Source organism: Microcystis sp. BLCC-F210, from assembly GCF_042134685.1.
In the GTDB taxonomy this organism is placed as follows: Bacteria; Cyanobacteriota; Cyanobacteriia; order Cyanobacteriales; family Microcystaceae; genus Microcystis; species Microcystis aeruginosa_D.
This window is the reverse complement of the sequence record NZ_CP169647.1, coordinates 4,945,219-4,962,407: the sequence shown is the minus strand read 5'-3', so window position 1 is coordinate 4,962,407 and position 17,189 is coordinate 4,945,219. Positions and strand designations below refer to the sequence as shown.

Sequence of the window (17,189 nt, the reverse complement as noted above, 5' to 3'; positions counted from 1 at the left end):
TGAGTGAGAAGTTTTCACAAAATTTAGCTTCAATAGCCTCTTATCCCATATTATCGGTCAATTGTTGTTGGTAGAAACTGGTAGTTAAATTGCTGGCATCGTTAGACAGCTGTCGGGTTTGTCCAAGTTCTAGGGTCGATTCGAGGTCTGGCTATTAAGTGATTATATCAATCTTTTCCGGCCAGAGAGCTTAAGGTGAGATTTTAAGCCACTTTAAGATTTGAGGATTTTTGTCATAACGATAGGTAAAACCATCGTTGGCTACGATCAAATTTCCGCGACTAGCTTTACTACGAACACTAGAGATCGATAAGTTGGTTAATAGTTTTATCTCTTGATGAGAAAGTCCCTCAAGAGACTGATGTGTTTCTGGGGATGCTGACTCATGATTAATGGTAATATCGGGTTTTAGAGAATTGCCATTAGGAGTATTAGTAAACATTTCTTGCGCTTTCTTAAGGCGATAATTTTCCACAGTCAAGAGTTCCCAACTAGAGTCGGCCGAGAGTTCTAGAACCCATTGATGGTAATTAAAGAGACTTTCTCGATGACCGACACTAATAAAAGTTGTCTTACGAGCTTTTAATTGCTCATATAGAATCCTTTCGTTGACTAAATCTAGGGCGCTGGTTGCTTCATCTAAAATGATAAAACTGGGGGGATTAACTAAGAGCCTAGCAAAGGCTAGACGTTGTTGTTCTCCTAGGGAGAGAATGTTTTCCCAGGGTTTTTCAGAGTCAAATTCATCCACCCGACTTAGGGTATTTTGTAAATTGACTTGTTGTAATACTGCTTGAATTTCGGTATTAGTTATCTCACGATCGGTCTGAGGATAGAGCAATTGTTCCCGCAAGGTTCCCAGGATAATGTAGGGACGTTGAGGTAAAAAGAGAATTTCTTCAAGGGGAGGCCGCATTAAACTTCCCGTACCAGAATTCCATAAACCCGCGATTGCTCGTAGGAGGGAACTTTTGCCGCGGCCACTAGGGCCAACAATTAGTAATCCTTCACCGGGTTGAACAGAAAGAGATAGATCTTCGACAATTACCTGCTCATAGTCGGGAGTTTGTAAAGTGACTTTCTCAAAGGCAAAATGATTTTCTTCGATAGTTTTGATCGTGCTGACATTCTCTGGTTGTTGAGTAACAGTTTCTAGGGCAGTCGCAAACTCATTTAAACGTTCAACATAACTAGAAAATCGTCCCGAAATGCCAAATTCAGTGATCAGGTCTCCCAAAGAAGTAGCGAATATATAACAGGCTGTGGAAGCTTGTTCCACCTGTCCATAATCGATCTCACCTCTAATATACAAAGGTCCCAGAATTAAGAAGGGAAATACTTGAATAGCGGCCTGATAGCCCCTAGCAAACAGTTCGTTCCCTCTTTCCCAATCAATTTTATTTCGAGTATCATCTAATACCTTTTTAAATCTTCGCTGAATGATATTTGATTCTTCTTTCTCCCCCCGAAAAAAGGCGATGGATTCAGCATGATTCCGAACGTGAGTTAACGCATAATTATAATCAGCTTTTGAAGCTAATTGCTTTTCATTGATCTTGATTAATTCTTGGTTTAAATAAAGGGCGATAAAATTACCGATGACTGTATAAATAAGTAGCGGAATAGCGATCCGCTGAGAAATCGTCCAGATCACTACTAAAAAGACAAGCATCTTCAGGCTTTTTTCTAGAAAAGATGAGAAAAAGCTAAGAGCATTACTGGTGATCGGTTCAATTTCTTGAGCAATGCGTTGATCAGGATTATCAATATCAGATTTGAAATTAATTTTATAATAGGCACGTTTATGGAAGTATTTAGTTAAAACCTGACCATTTAGCCATTCATACCAATGCAAAGCAATTTTTTTGGAAATATTTTTACTGTAACCGACTAGCAGTGTCACCAAAATCAGCCCAATCACATAGGCGATCAATTCCTGATTAAATTTGGCATAGTCTCCCTGTTGTACAATTGCGTCAATCAAGCGACGAATAGCAAAACTATTAAAAAGCGTTACGACTACTAAACCGAGGATTAGAAAAATTAGCAAAAATAGCATTCCCCAGCCACGAATTACCTCGGGAAAGCTTCTTGCGCCTGGTTCGGTCGGATACCAGTAAGGTTGAGTTATCGCCTTGACATCTTTCAAAAATTGGTTAAAAGAAGCAAGTGCATTTTTGTTTTCAGCAACTTGGGTTGACATATTTCCAAAAAAAAGGGGTTGACGCTATTGGTAGTCGGGCAGCAGTTGAGCCTTTGCTAGTTTAACATTTTTGTCTCATATTTTTTCCAAGCAAGTAAATAAATAGAGATCAGGGATAAATCGAGAGGATGACAAACGATTGAGCTATGGGCTAATCCTTCGATAGTTTGATAAGCATCGAAGCGAGGCTTTGTCTGACCAATCATTTTAGCTGATTTTAAAATAATTGGGAACCAAGAACTAACGGCTTTTTCTCCTCCCTGCTCAAAAAGGTAATTTTCAACCATCACTAACCAATTTTTATCGGATACCGCTTCAGTGGCATAACCACAGGCATTAATTAGTTCAAAAAGTCTCTGCCATGAAATTGATTCAGGATTAACTAAATGAAAGGTTTTTCCTGAAAGTTGCTTTTGCCTTGAGAGATAAACAATAGCTTGACTGGCATAGTCAATGGGAATAATATTGATATCCACATCAAAAGTCGGAAATTTTCCTAATTTAATACATATTTGAATAAACTGAAAAAAGAAATTATTTGATTTTCTATAAATTCCAGTTTTGCTGTCACCCATAATTCTTGTAGGTCGATAAATAGAGACAGGCAAACCTCTTTTTTGAGCTAGGTGTATTAATTCTTCAGCCACCCATTTGCTTTGTTTATAGCCCGTATTTAAACTGGGAGAAAATAGAGGAAAGTCCGTCTCTCTAATGGGGGTATCTTGTCTTTGAGCCTGACTAAAAAAAATGGCGACTGTTGAGATAAAATGAACTGGTTTAGTTTTTCTTAGTCCGGCTAACTTAAGAATCTCTTGAGTTCCCAAAACATTAACCGTTTTCATTTGGGAGTAAGGGGTGATCGGGTCGTTTTCTGATCCGTTATGATAAATAACATCAATCTCGGTGGCTAATTGACAAAACTCTTTCTCAGAAAGACCTAACAATGGTTGAGCTAAATCGCCAAGCATTGGGATAATACGATCATCAAAATGTTGCTGCCAAAGTTGGTAAGATTGTAGGTTTTCTTTTAGTCGCTGTTTACCAGTTTCTAAAGTATGACAACGAATTAAACAATAGATATTAGCGGTGGTTTGATCGATCAGTTCCCTGAGCAAATAAGCCCCTAAAAATCCAGTGGCACCGGTTAAAAAAATTGATTTTGGCTCGTCAATATCCTCCTTCAGAGGACTGTCAAAACTAATATCAGGATTGAGAATAGCTTCTGTTTTAAAATCTGGAATACATTCTTGATTGCTCATGCTTTGCGAGGACATATCTAATTTAATTTAGGGAGTGGACTTGCTTCGATCAAACTCTGTACAGGCATAGTGTCAATAATTTTATCTATTTGAAATCCAGCGCTTGTTAATAGGACTTTTAATTCATTTTCTGAGCGAATTTTTCCTGAATGAAGCATCCATAACTGTAGATCAGCTAAATTGTCTCTCCAATAAATTTTGCGGATAATTCTTTCTGCAATTAATAATCGAGATGTGGAAGGCATATACTGGCGACAGTTTTTGAGAATATTAACCACTTGTTGATCATTCCAACTGAGCAAAACTTGCTTGAGTAAATAAACATCCGCTACGACGGGAACCGATTCAAAAAAATCTCCACTTATCAACTCACAGCGTTCGCTTACCCCTTCCTGTTTCAATAAATTTTTGGCTTTTTCAAGGGAGTATGGCTGTTCAAAAAGTATCCCTTTTATTTGAGGGTAACGTTTTAAGATAGCAGCAATCAGTTTTCCCTGACCGCCACCAATATCTGCTAATACTTCTACAGAGGAAAAGTCATAAGCTTCTAATATTTTAGCTATTTGGAATATGGTTATATCATTCATTGATTGATCATAAACTTTATTGAGGCTAGGATTCTCTCGATGGTACTCCTCAATATCAAGACCATACATGGATTTAAAGGCTCCTTCACCAGTGGTTAAACTTTGGGTAAAATTGCCCCAACAAGCATAACTTTCTTCTATCTCGGTAATTAGCCAGTTGCGTAAAGTTCCCACTTGATCATCCCTTAGATAAGCCGCTAAGGGAGTATTTTGAAAATAATCCGGTTGATTTTCTTGCAAAACTCCTAAACTGACCAAAGTTCGTAAAAGACGATAAAGAGAATCAGCATGAGTGTTAGTTTCCTTCGCTAATTCTTGATAGTGTTTTGAGCCATCTCCTAACAGATTAAGAATTCCTAATTTTACGGCAGCATAAATACATTGACTGATCTGAAAACTCCTAATCATCAGTAAAACGGTGTCTCTGGGAGATATTTGGTTTGGGTTTTCTCTGGAAAGATTAAACATAATTTAATTGCCTTTTTGATTGAGCTTACGGATTTCCTAAAAAAAGTATTTTTTGCTAAGAATAAATCCTTCTCTAAATTATTAACGATTTTACCTTAGTTGTCAACAATTCTAGGCTTGACTGTATTATTCCTTCAGTTTGACCAGAAACAGCAAAAACCAGAGCTTCCATTAAGCAGGTATTATGCCAACGAGTTGTAGTGAAAAGATGAGATTGAGTTGATTTCATTGATTGACGATTACCTCTAATAAATTTTCAAAATTTGACGCTATCCTAGCGATGGTATCCGCTTCAAACAAATCTTTTTTATACTTCCACCATAGCTGAAGAACAGTTCCGGAAGGGGTATTTTTTTTCCAGAACAATACGCCTAAATCTACTCTTGCCATTGATAATTTAATCGGTATGGGGGTGACATTCAAACCCGATAATTCTAAATGCTCTCTGGGAGCTTTTTGCAAAAAGTCTAAATACACTCTAAAAAAGCGTTTATTTCGCTCTATCGGCGGGTCAAAGGTTTTGGCGATTTGCTCAAAAGGGACATCTTGGTGAGTGATGACAGCAAGCATCTCCTCTTGAACCCGTTTTAATAGGTGGAAAAAGTCGTCATTTTCGCCAAAATCAAGCCTTAAAGTCAGCATTTTACCAAAATCTCCCATCATAGAGTCAAATTGCCACTGATTGCCATCAATCGCTGGAACGCCGATAACGAGACTTTCCTTCGGAGCGTACTGATGGAGTAAAAGTCCAAAGGTAGTGGCGATGGTGGTAAAAAAAGTCACTTTTTGTTTCTGACTCAAAATTTCTAACTGAGTAGTCAGTTCAGGGGAAATCTCCGTTTCTAGAGTGGCCGCCTGGAAGCTTTGCACCTCTGGTAGCGGTCTGTCAGTGGGAAGGTTTAAAGGTTGGGGTTCTCGACTTAACCACTGTTGCCAATAGTCACGCCTTATTTTTAGTCCTTCTTCTGTAAGAGATTGACGTTCGGCAATCACATAATCGCCATACTGTAGGGGTAATTCGGGCAAAGGAGAAGGGTTATCAGAGAGGAAAGTATCGTAGAGAAGAGTCAACTCTTGCATTAATATTTCCGAAGATCGTTCATTGGCCAGCAGGATGTGTAAACCGATCAGCAAAATATGAGATGTTTCCGACAATTGTAGTAGATTAACGAACAACCAAGGGTCTTTGTCGAGAAAAACTTTTTTTTTGATTTTTTCTAGGGTTATTCTTTCTATTTCTTGCTGTTGTTCTATTTTGGAGCGGTTTTGCAGATCAATAATTGCAAGAGCGATCTTTGTATTGGGATAGACAACCTGCTTTAAAGAACCATTGATTTCTTCTAATTTTGTTCTTAGAATTTCATGGCGACGAATAATCTCATTAAGACTTTTTTCAAAAATAGCTACATTAAGCTTTCCTTCCAGATGGAAGTAGTTAGGTAAATAATAAAAACTGCCTAAATGACGATAATCCCAAAATCGCTCTTGAGCAAAAGAGGGCGGATAATAACGAATTTCGTCGGCAGGTTGGAGATTTGTTGCTTCAATTCTGTTAAATGTTGATGATTTTTCTGATAGACAAGTTACTAATTCAGCAATGGTGGGCGACTGAAATAGGTCAAGCATCTGCAAGTTTTTATTCAACCTTTCTTGGATTCTATTCAATAAAACAATGACCTTGAGAGAATTTCCGCCTAACTCAAAGAAGTTATCATTAATACCGATTGGCTCTAGTTGTAGAACTTCAGACCACAAGTTCGCTAATATTTCTTCTTCTCGATTACGAGGAGCTACAAAATTAGCTTTATCATTGGTTAATAGATAACTCGGTTTTGCCAGTTTTGACAAGGCCAGACGATCTATTTTATCATTAGGTGTAAGGGGCAATTTGTCTAAAATACTGATGGCATTGGGTAGCATATATTTTGGCAATTTACTTTTAATAAATTGACTGAGTTCTAATACTAATTGCTGCTTAAATTTAATCTCGATTGGATTATTAGCATAGGTAAATATATTTTCAATAGGAGAACTAATGGGAAAAATTGCTGGTTGGAATGGCGCAGATTTATGGCTAAAAACTAGATCATAATATCCTGTAGCATCGGTGTTAATCCAGCTAATCTCTAGGTGATAAGGTAAATCCTCAACAAGAGCAATTATCCGATCAATTTCTACTCCATGCTTCGGCTGCTGACCTAGCCACTGGTTTAGTTGCTTAACTGAGTCGCTTTGATCAGTTTCTTCTAACCATTGTTGAACCTTAACCTCCTTACTCAAACGAGCATTAGGAATACGAGAAATACCTAAATTTCTCGGTTGATCTTCAGTTAAAATGCGTTTAACTTCGGCTAAGTTCAGTTGTTCTTTTTGCCAGTCTAACCAATCAATCTCTGTCAACGGTTCAACGGAACTATTGATAGATAAAATCGCCTCGTAACGAAAGCGAGTTAATTCATTATCATAAACCCCAGTTTTGGGTTTTATTTGCACATGAGTAATTTCAGGAAATTTTTGTTGAAGTGCTAGGAAGAAAAAGGGATGTAATAACAACTCTTCTTCTGCTTGTTGTTTGCGGGTAATTCTTTCTCGCAATTGGCAGGCAAGAACATGATCATTAGCTCGATAAGCTTCTACCGAAGTACAATAGGTTGGCAAAAGGGCTAAATTACGAATATCTCCAACAAGAATATGACCTCCTTTTTTAACCCGTTTAATCAACCCTTCTAAAACTTGCAGTAGGTAGGCGGTACTGGGGAAATATTGCAGCACAGAGTTGATGATAACAGTGTCAAAACTTTCTGACTCCAACCCCGCTAAATCATCGGCGCTTCGTTCACACAAAGTAACATGATCTAAACCGCCTATTGTCTGCTGAATTTTCCGAATATGATCTAAAGCAGGACGAGAAAAATCAAGACCTACATACTCGGAACAATCCGGGGCAACTCGAGTTAATAATAATCCGGTGCCGCAGCCAATTTCTAAAACTTTTTCTGGGTGTAATTCTTGAATGCGTTCAACGGTTTTATCAACCCATTCGTGCATTTCTTCTTCGGGAATTGGCTGTCCGTCATAACTACTATCCCAACCAATAATATTAAAAGTAAGATCACTTTGAATAGGGGTTTGACTGTCAGTTTGCTGATTAACAGTTTTCCAAAGAGCCAGATATTCTTGTTGAGTTTTTTCCTGTTCTAAGGAATCCTCAGAAGTTAGATGAGGAACGACATAAGCGATTAACTGTTTATCCCCTAATTGATCTTGGCTGAGGATAACCGCCGCCGACTCAATCGCTGAGTGTTGAATCAATAGGTTCTCAATTTCTCCTAGTTCTACCCGAAAACCTCTAATCTTAATTTGATTATCAATGCGTCCTAAGTATTCAATGTCACCATCGGCTAAATAGCGACCCAAATCTCCAGTTTTATAAAGCCGTTCGGAGGGATTGAAAGGGTTATTGATAAATTTTTCTTGGGTTAATTCTAGCTGATTGAGATAACCTCTCGCTAAACTAATACCCCCAATATATAACTCCCCTTGAGTTCCTTGGGGGACAGGCTGTAAATTCTGATCAAGAATATAGATTTGTGTCTGATTGATGGGACGACCAATAGGGACAGAGGTACAGTTTTCTGTTAATTGATAATTAGATAAATCACAATAGGTTGCTTCGACGGTGGTTTCTGTCGGTCCATAAGCGTTAATTAATTGGGGTACTCGGCGGAGTTTACCAGTTTGTAACATTTCTTCTATATATTGCTGCCATAGTTTGAGTTTTTCGGGTAATAAACTTTCTCCACCCACAAATAATAATCGCACCGATTCAGGGAAGGGTTCCTTAGTTCGCGCTAATTCGCTAATTAAAGTCTGCCAAAAAGCTGTGGGTAAATCTAAGATTGTCAGTTGCCATTCTCGACACTTTTGGATAAAGCTAGAAAATGAGCTTAACATCGCTTCAGTTCGCAAAAACACTGTGCCACCAACAGTTAAGCAAGGATAAATTTCCTCCACAGCAACATCAAAACTAATCGAGGCAAATTGTAAAATTCGATCGCTTTGACTGAGATTAGCAGTAGTCTTAACCACTTCAATAAAATTAACCACAGAGCGATGTTCAATCATCACGCCCTTGGGTTTTCCGGTGGAACCTGATGTATAGATAATATAAGCGAGGTTTTCGGGGTTAACTTCAATATCGGGATTTTCCGACTTTTCCAGGGCAATTAGCTCCCAATCTTCATCCAATTTCAGAAATTTAACTCTCTGATTGTCCCCGAATTTACCGATTAAATAACTGTTGGTGATGATGAGAGATAATTGAGCATCTTGTATCATATAATCCAAGCGCTCCGGGGGATAGTCGGGGTCGAGGGGAACATAGGCGCATCCGGCTTTGAGAATAGCCAAAATGGCCATCACCATTTCCGGGGAACGTTCCACAGATAAACCGACGAGACTTTCCGGTTTTAGCCCATATTTTTGTAAATAATAAGCCAGTTGATTGGATTTTTGATTTAAGCTTTCATAGCTAATTTGCCAGTTTTCCCCAATCAGAGCCATCGCTTCAGGGGTGCGTTGTACCTGCTGTTCCAATAATTGATGAATAGATTGAGTCATGGGAAATAAAGTAATTTGATTTCACTCAATGGCTATAGTTGGCTTAATTTGCTTGATCCTATTTTCCAAAGCGACGCTCGCGATTTTGAAACCACTGGATAGCTTCTTCAATATCTGCCGGAGTTAGATCCGGAAAGAAGGTATTTGTAAAGTAGAGTTCGCTATAACAACTCTGTAGGGGCATAAATCCAGATAACCGACATTCTCCAGAGGTCCGAATAATCAGATCCGGCGGCGGACAAAATTGATCCATTAGCTGATGAGGTTCGATATCTTCCGGTTTAACCCCCTTTTCTACCAAGCGGCGGACTGCGCGGATTATCTCATCTTCACCACCGTAGTCTAGGGCAAAGTTGAAGATGTGACCAGTCATTCCTTTGGTGCTATGCTCTACCTCCTCAACAATAGACAAGAGATGGTCAGGAAGGCGATCTTTTCTACCTAAGTGTCGCAACTGTACTGAGTATTCAGCCGATAAGGGCAATAAATCGCTGAGAAACTGGCTAAAAACAGCCATTAAGTTGTCAACTTCGTTGTCGGAGCGCTTCCAGTTTTCAGTGGAGAACAGCCACAATGTCGCAGCGTAAATTTCCTTATCCCAAAGCGTTTTTAATAGGGAAGGTGCCACCTCTATAAATGCTTTTCTGTGACCTTCTTGGGGAGATAAGCCCTGATTTTTTGCCCATCTTCTGTTACCGTCCGGAATGATGGCAATATGCTTGAGAGGTTTAGTAGAGATGTTGTTAGTCATAAAATTTTTCCTAATAAGGTTGAATTGAGTAGTTTGGCAAACAGAGCGGTATTTAAGTTTCTGGTTTAGAGTGGAGTAGCTTCAATTAAACTCTCTATAGACTGAGTATCAATAATTTTAGTTATTTGAAAGCCAGCCGTTTCTAACAATACCCTAAATTCCGATTCTGAGCGAATTTTTCCTGAACCTAGCATCCATAAATTGAGATCAGCTAAATTATCCTTCCAACGATTTTTGTGCAAAATTCGATCCACGATTAACAATCGAGAGGATGGGTCCATAGCCTGACGACAGTTTTTGAGAATTTCAAGGGCTTTTTGATCATCCCAATTGAGCAGAATTTTCTTCAATAAATAAATGTCTGCCCTCAGGAAAATGGGGTCAAAAAAGCTCCCAGGAATCAAACTACAACGGTCGATTACTCTCTCTTGTGTTAGTAGATATTTCCCCTGCTCAATACAATAGGGTTGTTCAAATAGCACCCCTTTAATCTGGGGATATTTTTGTAAAATAGCAGCCAGAAATTTTCCGTATCCTCCACCAAGGTCTGCGACAATTTCCCCGACAGAAAAATCATAAGCGGCCAAAATCAGGGGGTTTTGAATTGCAGTTATATCAACCATTGCTTGATCAAAAACTTCAGCTTGATCGGAATTTTGTTGATGAAATTCTTCAATATTGACACCATACATAGACTCAAAAGCACCTTGACCTGTGGTTAAACTTTGAGTAAGATTTCCCCAAATAGCATAACTTTCTTCTATTTCCGCCATCAGAAAATTGCGAACAGTTCCCTGTTGCTTATCTCTTAAATAAGTTGCTAAAGCAGTGTTTTGGAAATAGTTGGGTTGGGTTTCTTCTAAAATCCCCAGACTGGTTAACGTCCGCAAAAAACGATAAAGTAAATCAGCATGAGTATTGGTTTCAGTGGCTAACTGTTGATAAGATTTTGTTTCATCGGCCAACAGATCAACAATTCCTAATTTGGCGGCCGCATAAATACATTGGCTAATCTGAAAACCCCTTACCATCTGCAAGACAGTGTCTCTATCAGACATTTGCCCAGGATTTTCTCGCTGAAGATTAAACATGATTGAATGAGCAAAGTTGAGATAGTTGTTAATGGAATGACTCTGGAGATATTTTTAGACGAAATAACTCTCAGGAAATTTTTCTGTAATCATCATAATCGGTTGCTTCTGAGAGAAAACACGATAGGTACGAGAAAAAAGTTTTTCTTCTGGACTGATTTGAAAATCCTCAGCCAAATCCCCCGCACGCTCTTGAGATAAATCAACGATTTCCTTAAAGGTTTCCATCCGATTTTCTAACCAAAGCTTACCGATGGGTTTTCCTGACTTGATTAACTCGTCTTGAAACTTGGTGTCTAGTCTATCAATAACAATAATAGACTCGGCATAAATTAATTTTTTTTGGCTGACTGTACTGCGAAGAAATATTTTTCTCTTGATAATTTTGCTACCTTTTTCAATATCTAAAACTGGCAAGTCTTCCTCTAAATATACCGCTTCTTCAGACAGTTTAACAATTGACATTTTTTCCAACAAATAAATCTCTAAAATGTCGGTCAGAGTCCCATCGGTTATTAAAATGATTCGCTGGAGTGTGCTTAACTCCGACAGATTAAGAGGAGTTTTGCTAAAACTATTTTTTAGCAACTCGATTTTACACCGACTCGCTGGTTTCGCTGGCATCATGACATAATTCCTCAATTTGCTGGATAGATTTAAAGTTAGCCCATCGATGTGCCTAAGCGCTCTCTGGATATCTTGCTATAACTGGATAAAAACAACCTTAAGCTTGACAATCTACTAAGCAGGTTGTCTCATTGAATGTAAGACCCAGTGTGGGCGGTATGCTCCCATTACAGGTGGGTGCCATTGATTTGCACCCACCTACTTAGGGACTTGCGTGGGAATAATATCCCAATTGATCGGAGGGCGCAAGCTTTGCGCCCCTACAGTAACGGATTTTGTCCACAATGTAGGGGCGAACTGCGTTCGCCCAAAAGGTAGATTATCAAAGCGCAAGTCCCTTAGTTGTTTTGCCGCGGCGCTTTGATTAGATTCCCAACCACCACATATCGGGATCAACATCTTTTGCCTGGGCTTTGATCACCTCCTTGTGATCTCGGTGCCGGTAGGAAGACTGAGCTTGGTTAGCTGCATAATCCATGATGGCTTCATATTCGGCCTCCTCTTGCGTCGGCCAATACAGAGGAGGAATAAAATTCTGTTGCTTCATCTCTTCTGTATAGATAGAAAAACGACCCGGAACAGTTTTTAACTTAACCATCTGCTCGATCAATTGCGCGTGTAGTTCCAGGAATTTTTTTAAATATTCTGGTTTACCCGCAACATTGGTTTTTTCCAGAGGGTCATTGACTAGGTCGTACATTTCGTACTCGTAATTAGTCCCCTCGTCGTTAAAGTAAACAGAATATTTCCACTCTTTGGTTCGGATAGTACGGATACGTCGGGGAATGGTTTTGAAAAACCGGGGAGGCAGCGTACCATCATCAAAGGTAAAGTGAATGACATCGCGGACTTCCTGATTGGGATTGGTGAATAAAGGCGTTAGGTCACAACCCTGAAAGGCAAACTGGAACATATCATACACCCCAGCAAATTTAGCCAGAGTTGGCACTATATCCAAGGTTGTGGCAAAGGAATCGGTACTAACGGCTTTCGGGAATAGATTCGGGTTAGAAATAATCAGAGGAACCCGAAGCACTTCCTCGTAGGCATTGAAAGGCTTTTCTCGCTGACGGTCGTGGGCCAGGCACATTTCCCCATGGTCGGCAGTCCGCACGATTAAGGTATCGTTAATTAAGCCCTTAGCTTCAAGGGCATTCAGCACTTCATTGATTTGGTTATCTGCCAGTTTTTTTAGATAGCCGTAGAAGTTAACAAACATCTGCTGAACTTGCTGACTATTGGTAGCGAATTTACCCCCTTTCAGTTCTGGCAAATCGTCATACCAGACCTTTTCGCCGCTTCGTTTTAGCCGTTTCCGTCGTTGATCTTCCTTGACTTGACAGCCTTGTTTAAAAACTTCTTGGACGGTTGGTTTAAAGGATAGATCCTCGAAGACAGTTTCGGGAATGGGAAGATTAAAATCTTTAAAGTCCTCTAGGGAATAGCCGGCATCTTTCTCAAAGGTAGGAGCCACATGAATATCATGGGGATTGACCAAAGACACCACTAAGCAAAAAGGACCGTCCTCGGATTTGTAATTTTGAATAAATTCGAGAACCCCTTGTTCTTCCCGGGGAATAGCCTCGTCAATTCCAGCTAGGAATTCTTGCTTTTTCGCTTCCCTTTTCTCTGGGGAAAGTCCACTAAAAGCTCCGCGTCCTTCTTTGGCATCTCGTTCAATGACTTTTTTGACCCCTTCTACACCCCGTAGATAGCGTTCATCATTGTAAAAAGTCCCTTTGCCAAACTTGGTTAAATCATTGCGGGCAACTCCTGCATCAAGCGGATTCCAGCCATCGAAACCGTAGGACTGTTTCATGTATTCGATGTCTTCGCTTGACCACTTATCGGTATCACTCTTGGGAACGCTCAAGTGCCATTTGCCCTTCCAATAGACCTTATAACCGGCCGCCTTCAGAACCCGAGCTAGGTTCACCTGAGTGGGATTAAGAAGCTTTTGTTCTAGGGATTGTCCGTAGCTGTCCTCATAGCGGTTGATAATATCGGAAAAAGGCTCGGCAATGGTGTTGATAACACCGTGTTGATTGGGATAGGTACTGGTGAGCAGAGTAGCCCGACTGGGAGAGCAGGCCACCGTTACCGTGAACATTTTGTTGAAGGTCAGCCCGTTCTTTTTCAGTCGTTTCAGGGCCGGTAGATGCTCATCTTCAAAGCTTTGCGGCCAGCGTTCAGCAACGGCGGCACTGTCTTGGTCAGTGAGGAAAACGACAATATTGGGTTTAGAGGCTTTGGCACTTAAGGGGATTTGTTCTTGCAGCCAAGTTGCCCCGTTAATTGTGCCATTACTGCCCTTAACGGTTTTGTCAGTGGCGATGTTCCCTGAACCTTCATTAAGGGGCCAATAGCCCACCAGGCCTGGTTCATTGCCCTTTAGTCGCCGGTACATATCCCCTTTGATGTCCTGTTCCCTTCGGGCAGTGTTCCATAGACGCACTTCTGTTATTTGTCCATTAAAATACCGTCCCCCTATTCCATCATCCCAACCGATAAACAAGGAGCCGTTATCTGCTTGAATTTTTCCCACATAGTCTTTTCGGGCTACTTCTTCTCCATCAATATACAAACGGATACTCTTACCGTCAAAGGTTCCTGCATAATGATGCCATTGAGTGATGTCTATTTTCGGGTCAACTGCTGTTTCTCGCCAACCCTGGGAAGCGATGTAGAACTGGATTAATTTACCACCAGCAACGGGATGTAATATGAAGGCATCCCGTTTACTGACTAAACATCCGGTCTGGTTCCAAGTGGGAGTATTGCTCTTAGCCCAAACAGAAATGGTCATAGATTCAGTTGGGTTAGGATAATTAGGTATCTCTACATAATCTCCTTTACCATCAAAGAACAAAACATTGGACAAAACACTTTGTTGAGCGGACATAAAACCGATCCTTAATTAGGGGTTAATTCAATTCGAGGTAACAAACTTAGTTGATGTCATCAAAGACGAAGAAGAAATCAGAGTAAAAAACAAGGCATGACTTGAAGTCATTATTCTGCAATTTCAATTTTTTGAGGGGAACCAATATCCTCAGACACAACCTCCGCCGACTCTATTTGCTGTTTGAGCTTCAGTTTCAGTCCTTGCGTAATCGGTAAACCTTCAACTTCTTTGATTAAGTCTTCCTGAGCTTCCTGTTTACGACGCTCTTTATAGATAGCGGCAAGAACTGCTTCAATTCCATAGTTCGTCAAGGCATCTCCCACAACAGTGGTTAGGCCAAGCAGTCCCAAACCACCGAAAACGCCGAGGGGACCCCCTAAAGCTGCCAGAGCGAAGGCAATGGGATAAGTAGTAGCTCCCGAGGTGGATACCGTGACCACGAGAATTACGCCTGGGAGTCCCAAAGAACCAATTCTCTTGGCTACTTCGTCCAAAGAAACCCCCCAGGATGCCAGTTTTTTGCTGATTTCACCGGGGGCAAGCTTTAGTTTTTTGCCGATTTCCTCCCAAGAAAATTCCGAAGCGGCAGCCTGTTCGTTAACATTCTGGGATGAAGATTCATCAGATGCAGCTTGTTCGTTAACATTCTGGGATGAAGATTCATCAGCGCCAGCCTGTTCGTTAACTTCGTCCATGAGAAACTCCTAAAAATCAATCTCCCGGAGTCTAACATACTTTGACCGAGGGATAAACCTATTTTAAAAATCCTTGACAATTCGTAAATATTCTGATTGACTGGTAGCACTTGCAATGCCTAGACAGCAGACCAACGGCCGCTAAAATTAGCCAATTATCAATAGCGTTTGAGCCGCGTTTACCCTGATTTCTGCCGCCACTATCTCACCCCCATGTAACCTTCCATACCAATGTAAATGTTGAACAGCTTATTTATAGCCCGCATCCCCTCTCTAGACTCGTATCAGTCCAACGTGCTTACTGATGGATGTTTAACCTATTCTTGGCAAGATGTTGGGGAAATATTTGACAATTTGTCAAGCTTTTTCAGGCAAGAAAAAATCGATCATTCAGACTGCTTGTCCCTGGAATGTGAAAATTCTCTTCCCAGTGCTTTAACTCTGTTATTTCTGTTAGAAAATGGCTATAGTTTCTTTTTGCAGCCTCAGTCAAACTCGTCCCCTATTACTCCTGAATTTTGTCGCTATTGTCTCACTCCCAAACTAGAAAAAACTGACAATTTAGATCAGATTAGCAATTGGCTAAAAATTACCGAAAATCATCAATATAAAACTATCGATGACAAGAGTAAAAGGCTGTATATGAGGACTTCTGGGAGTACAGGAACACCAAAAATAGTGGTTCATTCTCAGACTAAATTGCTAGAAAATGTGCTTAACTGTGTGGAAAGATTGAGATTAAATTCAGAGGCGAGAGTGGCGATTCCAGTCCCGATTTATCATCTCTATGGTTTAGGGGCTGCTTTTCTTCCTAGTGTGGCTGTTGGAGCCTCTATTGATTTACAGAAAGGTGCTAACCTTTTACGCTATCTTCAGAGAGAAAAAGACTTTAATCCTAATGTTGCTTTTATGACTCCTAGCTTTTGTGAAACCTTAGTTAAAGGCAGAAAATCAGCCAGAGAGTATAAATTAACAGTGGTGGCGGGAGATCTGATCAAAGAAAACACTTTTATCAAATATGAAGAGAATTTCGGACCCCTGGTTAAGTTATATGGCAGTACAGAAATGGGGGTAATTGCCGCAGGTAATCCCCAAGAAGAATTATCCCTCCGTTGTCAAACGGTCGGTTTGCCTATGCCAGGTGTGCGATTGCAACTTAAGAAATCTTTAAACTCGGAAATGTCAGAAGTTGGGGAAATTTGCTGTCAGCATCCATCAGGGTTTGATGGTTATGTTGATCCAGCAGGAGTGCCGCTGATGTCAACAAATTCTGATGATTGGTTCCCTACTAAAGACTTAGGTAAGCTACATTTAGACGGTCATCTAGAAGTTTGGGGAAGATGCGATCGCAGTATTAACCGGGATGGTCTATTGGTCTTGTTTTCTGACATCGAGAAAAATATGGAAACTTTAGGGGAAATTGAAGCGGTTGCGGTTCAATCCCATGGAGAGAGTCAAAGAGGCAAAGGTATAGTCGCTTTTTGTGTCTTGACAAAAGGGAGTCATCTGTCTGAGAATGAAATCAGAGAATTGTGCTTTGATATACTACCGAAAAGAGCGATTCCAGACCGCATTGTCACTTTGAAAACCTTACCGATGTTACCTAACGGGAAGATCGATCATCAGCAATTAGTCAGTTTTTTACCCAAAGCTTAGAAAATGGCGACAAACATTTTAAATCAACTCAAGACAATTATTGCCGAACAACTGGATGTCAATCTCAAAATCGAGGAAATTGACGAAACCGCCTCCCTATTTGAAGACGGGTTAGGATTGGATTCCATCGCAGTAGTTGAATTAATTGCTTTGACCGAACAACATTTCGAGGTTGAGTTTGCAGAATCGGATTTAAATCTAGAATCCTTTAGTAATCTTAACGTTTTAGCTAGTTGTATTGCTCAGAAAATGCCGGCAAGTGAACAAATAATAGTCACAGCTTGATCTAGAGTTAACGCAATCTAAATAAAAATACCCTGGTCAAAA

At 40.2% G+C, this 17,189-nt stretch carries 11 protein-coding genes; 2 read left to right on the top strand and 9 right to left on the bottom strand.

Annotated features, from left to right (window positions below):
* Positions 1-190: 190 nt before the first annotated feature.
* The 9 genes from ACE3JL_RS24090 to ACE3JL_RS24050 all read right to left on the bottom strand — a co-directional run bounded on the left by ACE3JL_RS24090 (position 191) and on the right by ACE3JL_RS24050 (position 15,206).
* Positions 191-2,203, bottom strand: a complete 2,013-nt coding sequence (locus ACE3JL_RS24090; protein WP_271988177.1) for an ABC transporter ATP-binding protein/permease — start codon at positions 2,201-2,203, stop codon at positions 191-193.
* A 56-nt stretch (positions 2,204-2,259) separates the two neighbouring features.
* Entirely contained in the window at positions 2,260-3,477 is a 1,218-nt protein-coding gene (locus ACE3JL_RS24085; RefSeq protein ID WP_375328568.1) for a thioester reductase domain-containing protein, read from the bottom strand.
* A gap of 2 nt (positions 3,478-3,479) precedes the next feature.
* Positions 3,480-4,517: a methyltransferase gene (locus ACE3JL_RS24080; RefSeq protein WP_271988175.1), complete on the bottom strand. Its 1,038-nt coding sequence runs from the start codon at positions 4,515-4,517 to the stop codon at positions 3,480-3,482.
* A gap of 225 nt (positions 4,518-4,742) precedes the next feature.
* Positions 4,743-9,137, bottom strand: coding sequence for an amino acid adenylation domain-containing protein (locus ACE3JL_RS24075; RefSeq protein ID WP_375328567.1), 4,395 nt, complete (start codon positions 9,135-9,137; stop codon positions 4,743-4,745).
* Positions 9,138-9,195: 58 nt separating this feature from the next.
* Positions 9,196-9,888, bottom strand: coding sequence for a polyprenyl diphosphate synthase (uppS, locus tag ACE3JL_RS24070; RefSeq protein WP_271988173.1), 693 nt, complete (start codon positions 9,886-9,888; stop codon positions 9,196-9,198).
* 65 nt (positions 9,889-9,953) lie between these two features.
* Entirely contained in the window at positions 9,954-10,946 is a 993-nt protein-coding gene (locus ACE3JL_RS24065) for a methyltransferase (protein ID WP_271988172.1), read from the bottom strand.
* A gap of 87 nt (positions 10,947-11,033) precedes the next feature.
* Positions 11,034-11,603, bottom strand: coding sequence for a chorismate--pyruvate lyase family protein (locus ACE3JL_RS24060; protein WP_375329653.1), 570 nt, complete (start codon positions 11,601-11,603; stop codon positions 11,034-11,036).
* Positions 11,604-11,970: 367 nt separating this feature from the next.
* Complete coding sequence (locus ACE3JL_RS24055; RefSeq protein ID WP_375328566.1) at positions 11,971-14,508, bottom strand: sulfatase-like hydrolase/transferase; 2,538 nt, start codon at positions 14,506-14,508, stop codon at positions 11,971-11,973.
* A gap of 110 nt (positions 14,509-14,618) precedes the next feature.
* Positions 14,619-15,206: a hypothetical protein gene (locus tag ACE3JL_RS24050; RefSeq protein ID WP_375328565.1), complete on the bottom strand. Its 588-nt coding sequence runs from the start codon at positions 15,204-15,206 to the stop codon at positions 14,619-14,621.
* Between the two features lie 294 nt (positions 15,207-15,500).
* Here ACE3JL_RS24050 and ACE3JL_RS24045 point away from each other — a divergent pair, with 294 nt between their 5' ends.
* Positions 15,501-16,862 carry an AMP-binding protein gene (locus ACE3JL_RS24045; protein ID WP_375328564.1) on the top strand — a complete coding sequence of 454 codons (1,362 nt, stop codon included), beginning with the start codon at positions 15,501-15,503 and terminating at the stop codon, positions 16,860-16,862.
* A gap of 3 nt (positions 16,863-16,865) precedes the next feature.
* Positions 16,866-17,147, top strand: a complete 282-nt coding sequence (locus ACE3JL_RS24040; protein WP_190359295.1) for an acyl carrier protein — start codon at positions 16,866-16,868, stop codon at positions 17,145-17,147.
* The last annotated feature ends 42 nt before the right edge of the window (positions 17,148-17,189 follow it).